The organism is Streptomyces sp. ML-6 (assembly GCF_030116705.1).
In the GTDB taxonomy this organism is placed as follows: Bacteria; Actinomycetota; Actinomycetes; order Streptomycetales; family Streptomycetaceae; genus Streptomyces.
In genome coordinates, this window is sequence record NZ_JAOTIK010000001.1 from 6,910,055 (window position 1) to 6,924,278 (window position 14,224).

At 72.7% G+C, this 14,224-nt stretch carries 13 protein-coding genes and 1 riboswitch; of the genes, 5 read left to right on the top strand and 8 right to left on the bottom strand.

The features are described from left to right. The first annotated feature begins 17 nt into the window (after nt 1–17). The 5 genes from OCT49_RS30355 to OCT49_RS30375 all read left to right on the top strand — a co-directional run bounded on the left by OCT49_RS30355 (nt 18) and on the right by OCT49_RS30375 (nt 5,485). Nucleotides 18–842 (top strand): SAM-dependent methyltransferase, encoded by an 825-nt coding sequence (locus OCT49_RS30355; protein ID WP_283854996.1) that lies wholly within the window; start codon nt 18–20, stop codon nt 840–842. Nucleotides 843–1,018: 176 nt separating this feature from the next. Then, nucleotides 1,019–1,870 carry an SAM-dependent methyltransferase gene (locus OCT49_RS30360; protein ID WP_283854997.1) on the top strand — a complete coding sequence of 284 codons (852 nt, stop codon included), beginning with the start codon at nt 1,019–1,021 and terminating at the stop codon, nt 1,868–1,870. Between the two features lie 336 nt (nt 1,871–2,206). Then, nucleotides 2,207–3,520: a cytochrome P450 gene (locus OCT49_RS30365; RefSeq protein ID WP_283854998.1), complete on the top strand. Its 1,314-nt coding sequence runs from the start codon at nt 2,207–2,209 to the stop codon at nt 3,518–3,520. Further along, nucleotides 3,517–4,776 (top strand): cytochrome P450 family protein, encoded by a 1,260-nt coding sequence (locus OCT49_RS30370; protein ID WP_283854999.1) that lies wholly within the window; start codon nt 3,517–3,519, stop codon nt 4,774–4,776. The genes OCT49_RS30365 and OCT49_RS30370 overlap by 4 nt, the downstream gene beginning before the upstream one ends. Nucleotides 4,777–4,919: 143 nt before the next feature. After that, a riboswitch (SAM riboswitch) is annotated at nt 4,920–5,029 on the top strand. 48 nt (nt 5,030–5,077) lie between these two features. Continuing rightward, nucleotides 5,078–5,485 carry a hypothetical protein gene (locus tag OCT49_RS30375; RefSeq protein ID WP_283855000.1) on the top strand — a complete coding sequence of 136 codons (408 nt, stop codon included), beginning with the start codon at nt 5,078–5,080 and terminating at the stop codon, nt 5,483–5,485. 49 nt (nt 5,486–5,534) lie between these two features. Here the strand turns inward: OCT49_RS30375 and OCT49_RS30380 are convergent, their stop codons facing one another. From OCT49_RS30380 to pcaB, 8 genes are all read right to left on the bottom strand, one after another. Next, entirely contained in the window at nt 5,535–6,071 is a 537-nt protein-coding gene (locus OCT49_RS30380; protein WP_283855001.1) for a DUF4232 domain-containing protein, read from the bottom strand. Nucleotides 6,072–6,403: 332 nt separating this feature from the next. Beyond that, a complete protein-coding gene (locus OCT49_RS30385) occupies nt 6,404–7,771 on the bottom strand; it encodes a cytochrome P450 (protein ID WP_283855002.1) in 1,368 nt (455 codons plus the stop codon). Nucleotides 7,772–8,045: 274 nt separating this feature from the next. Next, the gene (locus tag OCT49_RS30390) at nt 8,046–8,888 is read right to left on the bottom strand and encodes a hypothetical protein (RefSeq protein ID WP_283855003.1); all 843 of its coding nucleotides are present in this window, start codon (nt 8,886–8,888) and stop codon (nt 8,046–8,048) included. Next, on the bottom strand, nt 8,888–10,165 hold the full coding sequence (locus tag OCT49_RS30395; RefSeq protein ID WP_283855004.1) for a VWA domain-containing protein: 1,278 nt from the start codon (nt 10,163–10,165) through the stop codon (nt 8,888–8,890). The genes OCT49_RS30390 and OCT49_RS30395 overlap by 1 nt, the downstream gene beginning before the upstream one ends. Before the next feature lie 656 nt (nt 10,166–10,821). Then, nucleotides 10,822–11,472 carry a DUF305 domain-containing protein gene (locus tag OCT49_RS30400; protein WP_283855005.1) on the bottom strand — a complete coding sequence of 217 codons (651 nt, stop codon included), beginning with the start codon at nt 11,470–11,472 and terminating at the stop codon, nt 10,822–10,824. After that, nucleotides 11,469–12,116, bottom strand: a complete 648-nt coding sequence (locus tag OCT49_RS30405) for a thioredoxin-like domain-containing protein (protein WP_283855006.1) — start codon at nt 12,114–12,116, stop codon at nt 11,469–11,471. The genes OCT49_RS30400 and OCT49_RS30405 overlap by 4 nt, the downstream gene beginning before the upstream one ends. A gap of 88 nt (nt 12,117–12,204) precedes the next feature. Beyond that, nucleotides 12,205–12,630, bottom strand: coding sequence for a hypothetical protein (locus tag OCT49_RS30410; protein ID WP_283855007.1), 426 nt, complete (start codon nt 12,628–12,630; stop codon nt 12,205–12,207). A 165-nt stretch (nt 12,631–12,795) separates the two neighbouring features. Continuing rightward, nucleotides 12,796–14,157, bottom strand: a complete 1,362-nt coding sequence (gene pcaB, locus OCT49_RS30415) for a 3-carboxy-cis,cis-muconate cycloisomerase (protein ID WP_283855008.1) — start codon at nt 14,155–14,157, stop codon at nt 12,796–12,798. Nucleotides 14,158–14,224: the final 67 nt, after the last annotated feature.

Consider the following 14,224-nt stretch of genomic DNA (forward strand, 5'->3'; position numbering starts at 1 on the left):
TCGCGCCCGGAGGTCCCATGAGCGAGCAGCAGTCGTCCGTCACCCCTCCCGCCCCTGCGGTGTCGGAGCGGATCGACACCACCAGGCCGCATTCGGCCCGCTTCTGGAACTACTTCGTGGGCGGCAAGGACAACTACGAGGTCGACCGCGAGATAGGCGACCAGATCAAGGCGTTCTTCCCGGGACTCGTCGACGTGGCGGTGGCGGGGCGGCAGTTCCTGCGGCGTTCGGTGCGCCACCTGGTGGAGGAGCGGGGCGTCCGGCAGTTCCTGGACATCGGTACGGGGCTGCCCACCGCGGACAACACCCATCAGGTGGCCCAGGGCCTCGCGCCCGAGTCGCGCATCGTGTACGTGGACAACGACCCGCTCGTGCTGACGCACGCCCGGGCACTGCTGACCAGCTCGCCCGAAGGCGTCACCGACTACATCGACGCGGACTTCTACGAGCCGGACGCCATCCTCGCCGAGGCCGAGAAGACGCTCGACTTCGACCGGCCCGTCGCCCTGATGCTGCTCGGCATCCTCGGCCACGCGGGCGACTTCGGGCGGGCCCGCGAGGTGGTCGGCCGGCTGATGGCGGGACTGCCGTCCGGCAGCCACCTCGTGGTGTACGACGGGACGCGGACCAGCGAGGGCATGATCGCCGCCGAGAAGGCGTACATGGAGAGCGGCGCCGTTCCGTACTACGTCCGCGAACCCGACGAGATCGTCGGGCTCTTCGACGGGCTGCGGATCCTCGACCCCGGGTTCGTCCGGCTCAGCGAGTGGCGGCCCGACGCCGACAGCGCGACCGTCCCCGCGGACGTCGACGCCTTCGGCGGGATCGGCGTCAAGGAATGATCCCCGCGGCACCGTCGGGGGCCACCTGCCCCGGCGGTGCCGCGCGGTCGTCCGGGTGACCGCTCTTCGAGACGGCCGGCAGGGGAACCGGCCGCCGCCAGCACCACCAGCACCACCACCAGCACCAGGAGCAGCGACAGGACCGGCACCGACCACAGCGACAGGGGGAACACCACATGACAGGGCACGAGTCCGGGGCGCGACCGACCGGTGCGCACCGCATCGACACCACCAGGCCGCATTCCGCGCGGGTGTACGACTGGCTCCTCGGCGGGAAGGACAACTATCCCGTCGACGAGGAGCTCGGCAGGCAGATCGCCGCACTGTCGCCGGACACGAAACGGATCGCACGCCACAACCGCTGGTTCATGCACCGTGCGATGCGCTGGCTCGCGGGGGAGGAGGGGATCCGGCAGTTCCTGGACATCGGCTCCGGCATTCCGACCGAGCCCAACCTGCACCAGATCGTCCAGGGCGCGGCGCCCGCCGCCCGGGTCGTGTACGTGGACAACGACCCGATCGTCCTGGCCCACGCCGAAGCCCTGCTGAGCGGCACGGGCGAAGGGGTGACGGCATATCTCGACGCCGACGCGCGGGAGCCGGACCGGATCCTGGAACTCGCCGCCGACGTGCTCGACTTCGACCGGCCCGTCGCGCTGTCCCTGATCGCCCTGCTGCACTTCGTCGAGGACGGCGGGAGCGAGGGGAACGGGACGGGCGCCGGGGCGTACGCGCTGGTGGAACGGCTCATGGAGCGGCTTCCCGCCGGGAGTTGCCTGGTCCTGTCCCAGCTCACCGGTGACTTCGACCCCGAGAGCGTGGAGAAGGGGGTGGCCTCGTACGCGGCGGGCGGCGTGACGCTCGTACCGAGGTCGCACCGGGGCGTCAGCCGTTTCTTCGACGGGCTGGACGTGGTGGAACCGGGGGTCGTCCAGGTCGTCGACTGGCACCCGGAACTCAACGTCGGCGAACTCCCGGTGGAGACCCGGCCCGTGCCCATCTACGGCGCGGTCGCCCGCAAGCCGTAGCAGCAGCCCGGGAACGGTGGCGGTCGCCCGGCACGTCGTGGCGGCCGCCGTACGCGCGTACGGGAGCACGCGCGTACGGCGAGCGGAGGCGCACCGAGGGCTGCGGCGTACCAGGAACGGCGCGCCGTACCGGGAGCTGCGACGTACCGGGAACGAGCGCGTACGGCGCTGCGGAACACGGAGGGAAGGGTCAAAAGCAGTCGTTGTCGATCGAATATGTGATGGCAATGCTCGCGATTGACCCCTAAAGACTTACCAAACTTCCCTATAGTGAAGCCGCGTTGATCAACCGATCGTCGCAACGAGCGAAGCCCTCGTCACAGGAGAACCCGTACGATGACGCCGCCCGCATCCGCCGTGCCCGAACACCAGGCCGAGACCGGCGCGACCACCGGCGGTGGCTGCCCGGTGCGCCCCGGCGGGTCCGCCGTCCCGCTCAGCGGACCCGAATTCCACACGGAACCCCACGTCGTCTACCGCGCCATGCGGAACGAGCACGGGCCCGTCGTACCCGTGGAACTGCCCGGCGGGTTCCCGGCCTGGCTCGTCGTCGGCTACCGCGAACTCCACCAGGTCACCAGCGACGGCGAGTTGTTCCCCCGGGACGTCGCACTGTGGAACCAGTGGGGGAACGTCCCGGACGACTGGCCGCTGTTACCCATGGTCGGCCGGCCGATGCCGTCCATCTACTTCACCGCCGGGGCCGAGCACCGGCGCCACGCCGCGATGGTGGGACACGCGCTGGAGGAGGTCGAACACTTCGAACTCCGCCAGGACTGCGAGGAACTGGCGGACCGTCTCGTCGACAGCTTCTGCGAACGCGGCACGGCGGACCTGATCACCGATTTCGCCGTACCGCTTCCGGTACTCGTCCTCGCCCGGCTGGTCGGCTTTCCCGACGAGGACGGGGCGCAGATCGCCGAGGTGCTCAGGGACCTGGCCGACGGTGGGCCGGGCGCGCAGGAGGCCCATCTGCGGTTCGGGGAGCACATGGGGCGCCTGCTCGCGGCCCGCCGTGCCGTGCCCGGCAAGGACGTGGCCTCCCGGATGCTCGAGTACCCCGGCGAGTTCACCGACGAGGAGTATGTGCTCGACCTGATGGCCATCACGGCCGCCGGACACCTCACCACCGCCGACTGGATCGGCAACTCACTGCGCCTGATGCTCACCGACGACGAGTTCGCCGTGGCGCTCTCCGGCGGACGACACAGCGTCGCCGAAGCCATGAACGAGGTGCTCTGGGAGGAGTGCCCCACGCAGATCCTCGCCGGCCGCTGGGCGGCCCGCGACACCAGGCTGGGGGAGCGGAGCATCCGGGCCGGGGACATGCTGCTCCTCGGACTGGGCGCTGCCAACACCGACCCGCACATCCGGCAGCACCTCTCCGTCGCGGGAGGGTCGTACGGCCGCAGCGGCAACGGTGCGCACATGGCGTTCAGCCACGGCGAGTACCGCTGCCCCTTCCCCGCGCAGGAGATAGCCGAGATCATCGCCCGTACCGGGATCGAGGTGCTGCTCGACCGGCTGCCCGACCTGGAACTGTCCGTTCCCGCAGAGGAACTGGTCCGGCGGCAGTCCGCCTTCCTGCGGGGGATGACCGCGCTGCCCGTCCGGTTCTCCCCCGTACGACCGACAGGAGACTTCTCTTGAACTGTCCGTACACCGCCCGAGAAGACGCTTCGAACGGCCCGGTCCTGGTCGTCGACCCCCTGGTCCAGGACCTCGACGGCGAGACGGCACGCCTGCGCGACGCCGGTCCGCTCGCCAGGATCGAACTGCTCGGCGTGCCGGCCCTGACCGTCACCCGGCACTCCCTGGCCCGCCAACTGCTCGTCGACCCAAGGCTGGTGAAGGACATCGATGTCTGGGGGCTCTGGCAGCGCGGGGAGGTCACGCACGACTGGCCGCTGATCGGCATGATCGACGCCGGACGCTCCATGTTCACGGTGGACGGCGCGGAACACCGACGGCTGCGCACCAAGACCTCCCAGGCGCTCACCCCGCGCCGGCTGGAGGAGATACGCCCGGCGATAGAGAAGTTCACCGAGGAACTGCTCGACGCCCTCGCCGAGCACGCCGAGCGGAGCGAGGACGGGGTGGTCGACCTCAAGACCGTGTTCGCACAGCCGCTGCCCATGCGGGTCGTCGGCATGCTGATGGGCGTGGGCGAGGCCGAACACCCCATGCTGATGAGGCGGTACGAGGCGTTCTTCTCCATGCTCACGCCGCAGGAGGAGCGCCTGGCGCTGCTGGCCGAGCTGGACGTCTTCTACACCGACCTCGTGCGCGAGAAGACCGCACGGCCGACCGACGACCTCACCAGCGCGCTCATCCTGGCCGAGGAGGGCGGCGAACCGCTCACCGAGGAGGAGGTGGTGGGCAATCTCAAGGCGATGGTGGCGGCCGGTCACGAGACCACCATCGGGCTGATCCTGAACGCCGTGCGGGCCCTGCTCACCCACCCCGACCAGCTGCGCAAGGTGCTCGACGGCGAGATCCCGTGGGAGACGGTGATCGAGGAGACCCTGCGCTGGGACACCCCCACCACCCATCTGCTGATGCGGTTCGCCACCGAGGACATCCAGGTGGGCGACGACGTGATCCCGAAGGGCGAGGGCGTGGTGATCTCCTACCGGGCCATCGGCCGCGACACCGGGCAGCACGGGGCGGACGCCGACGCGTTCGACATCACCCGGCCGACCCCGATCCGGCACATGTCCTTCGGCCACGGTCCGCACATCTGCCCCGGCGCGGGGCTCTCCCGCGTCGAGGCCGGCATCGCCCTGCCCGCACTGTTCGAGCGTTTCCCCGCGCTGCGGGCGGCCGTCCCGGACGAGGAGATCAGCAAGCTGCCGGTGATGACGCAGAACGATCTGGCGGCCTTCCCGGTCCTGCTGCACGGCTGACGACGGGCGGGGTGGTGGCTCGACGACCGCCGACGGGTGGCAGTTCGACGACCGGCGGGTGGCGCGGGGCGACCGGCGCCCCCGGCCGGTGCGGGCCCTGACCACCCGTCGGGCATCACCGGCCGTGGGATACAGTCTTCGTAGGTCATGAGTTCCAGTGCGCAGCCCCGGCTGACTGGACGGCACCCCGCTCCGCTGCGGGTGCTCCGGGTGAGGACCTGCCCCGTGCGCGGCGTGCGGGGAACAGCGGACCGTCGGGGCAGAGCACCTGAGGTCCATGATCTCGGGAAGGCGAAAACCCATGCTCCCCCATCTCATCCCCGATGACGGCTGCTCCGGCCACGGCCCCGGTCACCACGTCCACTGGATCCACGCCAAGAAGTGCCACCAGGAGCCCGGCCAGGCCGTGGAGCTCCTGCTCACCTCGGGCGACGTCGCCGCCGACGGCTGGATCGGGCTGCGCCCCGCCTTCGACCACGCCGGGGAACTGCCGAGGGTGTGGACGCACGCCCCGGCGGCCCTGACGGAACTGCTCGCCGAGCACCGCGGCCGCGTGTTCTGGCTGTCGCGGTGGCACGCCCTGAAGCTGGTGGACTCCGCAGGCCGGGCCACGGCACTGGTCAACGTGGGTTTCGAGGGCGGCCCGCTGTGCGCGACGAAGGCCCCGGACCCGCGGCGGACCGTCGGCGGTACGACCTACGGCCTGTAGCGGCAGAGCGTCCTGCCCCGGGCCGTACCGCCGCGTCCGCGGCCGCCCGTCAGCCCACCGCGTCCGCCAGGGCGAGGTCCGCCGCGGCGCTCGATTCCTGCCACAGGGTGGTGATCGGCTCCCACACGTGGACGCCCCCGGGCATGCCCACGGTGGCCCCGCTGAAGGTGACGCCCAGGTGGGAGGGATCGGCCGCCACGGAGAGACCGTCGACGACGTGGCCCTCGGAGCTCGCCGGGTCCGCGGTGCGGACGGCGGCGTAGGCCCGCTCGCCCGCGGAGAGCGTGTAGGGGCCGCTCTCGGCGGGCGGCACGGGCTGGGCGGAGCCGTCCAGCCCCGTGAAGGTGATCGTCGGGATCCGGTCCACCACACAGGCCCGGCTGCCGTGGTTGGTGACGTCGACACGGGCGACGTTCTGCTGTCCGCCGGGTGAGGCGTGCACGGTGAGGGCCTTCTCCTGGCATGTTGCGAGACGGCTCACCGTTCCGGCGGACGCGGTGCCGGTCATCACCGACATTGCGGTGCCGGTCAGCACCAGGGCCGCCGCGACGGAGAGGGCGGAGGCGGGGGTGGAGCGGAGGCGCATGGTGTTTCTCCCGTTGGATCGACAGCCTGCGGATACGGCCGAACGGCCGTGTGGGCCGTCACGGCCCACACGGACAGTGTGGACCGAACGGCATGATCCCCGCGAAAGATCGGACATATTGGTGCGGTAAGTCCGGTGCGCGGCCGACACCCGGACGGAGCCCGGATGGTGCGTGGACGGTACCCGGACGGCGTCCCGGTGGTGCGCGGGGCGGCGAGGACGGCGTACGACACCTCGTGCCGGGGCGGCCCGCGGGCCCGGGCGCAGGACCCGCGAGCCGCCCCGGGCCGTCACCGGGCCCGGGTGCAGGACCCGCGAGCCGCCCCGGGCCGTCACCGTGCCCGGAGCGTCGCCAGCACCTCCCGGTCCGGCTGCAGGGTCAGACCCGGTACGGGGCCGATGGTGCCCGGGTCCACCTCCAGTTCGAAGCGGCGCGCCAGCACGGCCAGGATCAGCACCGCCTCGACCATCGCGAACCGGGTGCCCAGGCAGACCCGGGGGCCGCCGCCGAAGGGGAACCAGGCGTACTCCGCGATGTCGTCGCCCTCCTCGGGGTCCCAGCGCTCGGGGCGGAACTCCTCGGGCTCGGGGAACCACCGCGCGTCGCGGTGCGTCACCCACTGGCTGCTCCACACCCGGGTGCCCTGCGGCATCGGGACGCCGCCGATCCGCGCCCCCTCCTTGGCGACGCCGGTGATCAGCCAGATCGTCGGATAGAGCCGCAGCGTCTCCTTGACCACGGACTGGGTGTACGTCAGCCGGGCGTAGTCGTCGAACCCCGGCTCGCGGTCACCGAGGACCCGGTCCAGTTCCTCGGTGAGCGCGGCGCGCGCCCGCGGGTTGCGGGACAGCAGGTACCAGGCCCACACCAGCGTGGAGCTGGTCGTCTCGTGCCCGCCGATGTACAGGGTGACCGTCTCGTCCCGGATCTCCCGGTCCGTGAGGTGCGCGCCCGTCTCGTCGATCGCCGTCAGCAGCCGGCTCAGCAGGTCGGGGCGCTCGTCCCCGCCGTCGCGGTGGCGGGCGACGACCCGGGCCACCTCGGCGTCGATGACCGCCGCGGCCTTCTTGATCCGGGCCCGGCCCGGCGTCGGCACCCAGTCCGGCAGCAGCGCGCCGATCCCGGCGAACTCCTTGCCGATCTCCTGCTGCGCCACGTCCATCGCCCGGCCCATCGCCTCGGTGTCGGCCGGGGTGTCCACGCCGAAGATCGTACGGACGGCGATCCGCTGCGTCAGGGCGGCCATCTCCCGCTTCACGTCGATGCGTTGGCCGTCCGACCAGGTACCGGCCAGCTCCACCGTGCTGCCCGCCATCGTCGCCGCGTACGACCGCACCTGCTTGGGGCGCACGGAGGGCTGCACCAGGGAGCGCTTCCGCCGCCAGTCGGTGCCGCGGGCGACCACCACGCCGTTGCCCATCACGGTACGGAAGGCGATGCCCAGTGCGGGCTGGTCGAAGGTGCGTTCCGTCTCGGTGAACAGCTCGCCGATGCAGTCCGGATCGGCTATGTACACGCACGGGTTGGGGCCGAACCGCCAGCCGACCATGTCCCCGTGGCCGCGCAGCCGCTCGAAGAAGGCGAGGGGGTTCTTCGCGAACTGCGGCATGCTCCCGAGGAACGGCAGCCCCTTCGGGCCCGGCACGATCGTGTGGCTCCGCGGCTCGGCGTCGATGGCCGGGCCGGTCTCCGTGGACATGAAGGTCTCCGCTCCCTTGTGGCGCACCCGAGGGGGGTGCGCAGCGACCTGACTTCAGCGCTCCCGCACCGGTGGCACATGTGATCGGCCCTGCGCGGTACGTGAGTTGACGAGAGTAGCCGGGTCGGACGCTCCGTGGGCGGCCGGGCGCCGGGCGCCGGGCACGCGGGAAGAGGGAGAAAGGGGAACGCGGGACGGTGTTCCGGTCCCGGTGGGCGGGCCCTGCGGGGCCGGGCCCGCCCACCGGGTCGGGAGGCCGTGCGAGGGGCGCGGGTCAGGCGCCCGGCGGCACCCTGGACGGGCGGCCGCCGCCACGGGTGAGGGAGTACCCGAAGACCGCCGCGAGCGCCCCGAGGACGCCGCCGCCCACCGTCCACAGCCAGCGGTCGGTCCACCAGCCGGAGGACCAGCCGTCCTCGGGCCCGCTGCCGGACGACGCCTCGTCCGACGCGCCGTCGTCCCCGGCGGCCGAGTCGTCGGAGGCCTGCGCGACGGAGGACACGCCGGGCACCAGGGGCTCGGCGAGGGTGCCGTCCACGTCACCGGCGCCGCCCTTGTCGACCGAGGTGACCTCGACCTCGGTCCGTACCGGCAGGCCCAGGTCGGACGGGGGCAGCCCGACGACCGTGAGACGTACGTAGTAGCTGCCCGGCAGCGGGTCGTCGGACCACGGCTCGGCCCAGGCCCGGACGGTCCGCAGGACGCAGGCCAGTTCGACCGTCGACGCGTCGGCCGCCGCCTTTCCGGTCTGGCGGCCGTACATGCACGCCTGACGGCGCCGCAGTCCGTCGTACACGTCGACCTGCCACGTCGAGGCACCGTGTCGGGTGGCGCTCTCGGGCAGGGTGATCTTCGCCTTGACGGTGGCCCGCTGGCCGGCGTCGGCGGGGAAGACCCAGTACAGGTAGTCACCCGTGGACGCCTCGGCGGTGGCGGTCCGGCCCTGCTGGATCGCCGTCGCCGTACGGAAGGTGGTGCCCGCCTCGGTGGGGCCGGCCTCCTCGTCGGAAGCGCTCGGGCTCGCCGACGGGTCGTCGGCCAGCGCGGCGCCCGCCGGGGTCAGCAGGGCGAGCCCGGTCAGCAGCGCGGCCGTGAACGCACGTGTCGTCCGCTTCATCAGTTGGTCCTCCAGACGGCGATGCGCCAGCGCGAGATCCAGCCGAACACCAGGCCCACGGCCAGTCCGGTGAGGACCAGCACGCCCAGCAGCCACCAGCCGCGGCCGAGGCCGAAGGCGGCCACGTCGGACGCCTCGTCCGGGGCGTCCACCAGGTCCACGGTCAGCTCGAGCGGCATGCCCGGCGAGGTCTTCACCGAGGCCGGTGCCGAGAAGGAGTTGCCGACCTGGAGGCACACGGTCTCGGCGGCCGGCTTGTCGTCGCTGTCCGTTTCGGCCGAACCGGCCTTCGGATAGCGCAGACCGGAGGAGATCGCGTCGGTGCGGCCGGTGCCCGACTCCGAACCCCGCACGATCTCCCGGCCGTGCACGGTCAGCGCCCGCAGCAGCACGCCGTAGTCGTTGTTCACGGCCCGGTCGGCGAACACGCTGACCGAGGTGCGCAGTTCCTGGCCGGGCAGCACGTCCACCCGGTACCAGCGGTGCCGGCCGAACTCCTGGCGGTCGGTGTACAGACCGGGCTTGAGCTGCGGCGCGGTGGCACACCGGTCGGTGCCCTCGGTCGCCACCGGGGTGACGACGGGCTCGGCGGCCCGGTCCACCAACTGCTTGACACGGCCGGAGAGTTCGTCGGTGTGCTGGACGGCGGTGTAGGTGCCGCCGGTGGCCTCGGCGATGCAGGTCAGCTGCTCGCGGATCTTCGCGTTCGGGACCAGGCCCAGGGTGTCGATGACGAGGTGGATGCCGCGGGCCGCGATGTCCCGGGCGACCTCGCACGGGTCGAGCGGGCCGCAGGTGTCCTCGCCGTCGCTGATCAGAACGATCCGGCGGGTGGAGTCGCCGCCCTCCAGGTCGTCGGCGGCGCCCAGCAGGGCCGGACCGATCGGGGTCCAGCCGGTGGGGGCGAGGGTGGCGACGGCCGTCTTCGCCTCGGTGCGGTCGAGCGGCCCGACCGGGTAGAGCTGCCTGGTGTCCTTGCAGCCCACCTTCCGGTCGTCGCCCGGGTAGTCGGCGCCGAGCGTCCGGATGCCGAGCTGCACCTGCTCGGGAACCGCGTCCAGGACCTCGTTGAACGCCTGCTTCGCCGCGGCCATCCGGGACTGGCCGTCGATGTCACGGGTCCTCATGGAACCGCTGACGTCGAGCACCAGCTCGACCTTGGGGGAGGCTTTGGCGGGGGCTTCGTCGGCAGCGGCGGGAATCGCCGAACCGAGCCCGGCGGTCAGGGTCGCGAGCAGGATGCCCACCCCGGCCGTCAGCCTTTTTCTTATGATCATCGCCGGATCCTAGTGAAGACCGCTTCGCTTCCCCAAACCGGTCCACGGGCTACGGGGGGAGCACCGACGGGTACCGGCCGGACCGGCGTGACAGCAGGTCAGCACTGCCCGCGGGGCGTACGACGCGGCGCGCGCGAGGGCGCACGGGCACCCGGAGGCGGGACGCGCGGGGCGTGCGGGGACCCTGGGAGACGACGGGTCGGCGGCCGCCCGGCAGAGGGCCCGCGGCCCGTTCCGGCACCGAGCCGATCCGGTCCCGGGCGGCCGAGTCCCGTGGCGCGGAGGGCAGTCGGACGTCCTTGCCGGTGCCCCAGCCGGTGGCGATCGTGACCGGATCCGCACCGTCGCCGCCGCGGCCGGTGCGGCGGTCTCCGTCGCCAGGCACGATCACCGGCCGTCCGGACAGCCGCCGCACCGTCTCCACCCAGGCGCGCCCCCGAGCCCCGCCGCCGGTCGGGCGCAGCGGCCGGGCGCCTCCCCCGGGCCGTGTCGCATGCGCGAGCGGCCCGTCCGCAGGGGAGGAACCCCCACGGACGGGCCGCCGACGGAAGCCGGTTCCGGGCCCGTGCACCGATACCGGGTCAGGGCCCGTGCACCGGTACCGGATATGGGTCCGTGCACCGATATGGGTTCCGGGCCCGTGCACCGGTACCGGGTCAGGGCTTCGTGCCGCGCTTCTCGAGCATGTCCGCCATGAGCTCGATCTCCGACTGCTGGCCCCGGACCATGCCCGCCGCCAGGTTCCTGATCAGTTCGGTGTCCGCCGAGGTGGCCGCGGCCTGAGCCATCTCCGCGCCCGCCCGGTGGTGCACGGTCATCAGCTTCAGGAACAGCACCTCCGCCTTCTTCCCCTTCGCCGCCCGCAGCGCGTCCAGCTCGCTGTCGGTCGCCATGCCGGGCATCAGCGAACCGTCGCCCCGGGGGGTGAAGGAGTGTCCCATCCAGGCCATCGGCTCGGCCCCGGACGACTTCGCCCGGCCCCAGCTCTCCAGCCAGCCGAGCATCATGCCGCGCTGATTGGCCTGGGTGTTGATGATGTCGTACGCGAGCAGGCGCACCGCCTCGTCGGAGGTGCGGTCCCGGACGATGAACGACATCTCGACCGCCTGCTGGTGGTGGACCGACATGTCGCGGGCGAAGCCCACGTCGACCGAGGAGTCCGGGGGAGCGGCCGTGGCGGGGCCGGAGCCCGCGGACGCGGACGCGGACGGCCGTACGAGCATCAGCGCGATCAGGCCCAGTGCGAGCAGCAGCACCGTGCCGCCCGCCAGCACCATCGGGCGCGAGGAGCGGACGGCGGGCGTCATCCGGCGATCCCGCCGCTGCAGGCAGCGCCCGGCTCCGGTGTCTGCGGGCCCTGCACGTACTTGGTGAAGAACTGCTCGACCCGCGCGTCGGTGGCGCTGGTCACCGTCACCTGCTTGCCCCAGGCGCTGAGCATGATCGGCGCGGCCTGGTCCTCGACCGGGCTCATCAGCGAGTAGGGCGTCGTCTTGACCCGCGTGCTGAGCTTCTCGACGTCGGCGGGCTTCGCCTTGTCCGTGTACGTCACCCAGACCGCACCGTGCTCCAGGGAGTGCACGGCGTTCTCCTTCGGTATCGCCTTGGTGTAGACATCGGCGTTGCAGTTCATCCAGACCGGGTGGTGGTCGCCGCCGACCGGCGGGTTCATCGGGTAGGAGACCTGCTTGTCGACGTGGTTCTGGGAGAGCTTGTCCCAGGTCCGCTCGCCCTTCACGGGCGAGGACTTGGCCTCGGCCTCGGCCTTCTCCTGGTCGTCGGCCGCGGACATCAGATATCCGCCGCCCGCGACGAGCGCGGCCACCACGGCGACGGACGCGGTGATGGTGATGATGCGGCTGCGCCGCTCACGGGCCCGTTCCTTGCGGCGGGCCTCCTCCAGCTTGGCGCGGCGCGCGGCGGAGGCGTTCTGGTTCTTGGCGGAAGCCATGGGGGTCCTTCGGTTCGACAAGACGGGTGGGATCGGGGCATGGGGGAGCCCGCTTTCCGGTTCTTCTCCGGAAAACGGGGGCCTGCCTCTAGACCCGTTGAACCTGCAGACGGAGATGGTCGACCGCGCGCACGGCGTCGTTGGAGGGGCCGCGGATCGTGGCGGCTCCGGTGAGCGGGGCGGCGGGGGCGGCGACGGTGGCACCGGGAAGGGCCGCGGGCGCGCTCTGGCCGGGCAGCACGACGGGCGTCGCGTGCTCGACCGTGCCGTGGCAGGAACTGCCCATGCCCCGGTCCGCGGAGGTGTCGGCCACCACGGACGGCGCGGGCGCGGCGTGCGCCGGAGTGAGGGCCCGGGCGGCGACGGAGGTGCTGTGGGCGCCGGAACCGTGCGAGGACGGAGCCGGGGTCGCACAGCACGTGACCATGGCGAACAGCACGAAGAGCCAGCCGAGGGCGACCGGGGCGCCGATGCCCCGCCTTCCCCGGGGCCGCTGCCCGCCAGGTTCGTTCATTCCGTCATCGTACGTGGTGTGTGAAATTTCAATGAGGGGTGGATGCCCTACGGGTCGACATGGGGGCCATTCGGTATGCCGAATGGGGTGCGAGGGGCCGGGCCGTCGCCCGCGGGGGCGAACCGGTCCGCCCCGGGTGGGCGCGAGGGCGTTTCGGGGGAGCGATCAGCCGCGGTCCAGCGCACGGTCGGTGAGCGCGCCCGCGCAGCCGATGTACCGGGCGGGCTCGGTCAGTTCTGCCAGGTCGATCCCCGCCAGTTCGGGCTCCTCGTCGAGGACGTCGGCGAGGACGTCGGACAGGTCCGTGGTCTCCGCGCGGGCCCGCACGGCGGCGCTCGCCAGCACCGCGGCGGCGCGCCTGCGGCCGATCCGTTCCGCGAACGCGGCGGTCAGCCGCTCCGAGACGATCAGCCCATCGGTGAGCTGGAGGTTCTCCCGCATGGCGTAGGGGACGACGCGCAGTCCCCCGGTCAGTTCGGCGGCATCCCGCGCGGCGCCGCCGACCAGCCGCAGCAGTTCGCGCAGCGGCTCCCACTCGGCGTGCCAGGCCCCGGCCGGCCGCTCGTCCTCGGCCGTGAGCGAGCCGTACAGCGTCGCCGCCAGGCCGGGGGCGCGGCGGGCCGCCGCCGCGATCAGCGTGGCGCGCACCGGATCGGCCCGGTGCGCCAGGACGGCCGGGCCGTCGCCCTGCGCCTCGGCGATCTCGCCGATCTCGGTACGGGACAGGGTGAGCACATCGGCCGCCGTCTTGCCGAGCGCGCCCGCCGTGAAGGCCAGCGCCCCCGCCAGGTCGGCGATCGGGGTGCGCAGGGTGTGCCAGGGCAGCAGGGGTTCGGCCAGGCCGAGTTCGTTCGCGAACATCTGGAGCAGCGGCAGCCCCGGATCGATCCCGTCGGTGTCGGCGTCGGGCGCGTAGGCCCCGAACGACGCCAGCGTCCCCGCCGCACCGCCCAGCTGGACGGGCAGCGACTCCCGTACGGCCGAGAGCCGGTCCCGGGCGTCGAGGATCAGCGCGCGCCACCCGGCCGCCTTCAGTCCGAAGGTGGTCGGCGCGACGTGCTGGGTGAGCGCGCGGCCGGCCATCGGGGTGTTGCGGTGCGCGGTGGCGATCCGGGCCATCGCTTCCGCGGTCCGCGCCAGGTCGTCGAGCACCGGTGCCAGGGTGCGCGCGGCGACCAGCATGGCGGCCGTGTCGAGGATGTCCTGACCGCTCGCGCCCCGGTGCACGTACGGCCGGAAGTTCTCCGTCACCCTGGTCGCCAGGTCCAGGGCCAGGGGGACGACCGGGTCGCCGCCCGCACGGGCGCGCAGTGCGAGGTCCCGCACGTCGAACCGGCTCATGTCGGCCGCCGCCGCGGTCACCGCCTGTCCCGCGCCGGCCGGGGCCAGCCCGCAGTCGGACTGGGCGCGGGTGAGCGCGGCCTCGGCGTCGAGCATCGCCCGCAGGAAGGCGCTGTCGCCGGTGGCCGTCTCGGCGGGGGAGCCGGCCCGCCCGGGGGCGAGCAGTCCGGCGTCGCTCTCGTACATCGGCTGGACTCCAGAGGGCCTGCATCGGCGCGCGCCGCGGGCGGATGCGGGGCCGGGTGGGGAGCGG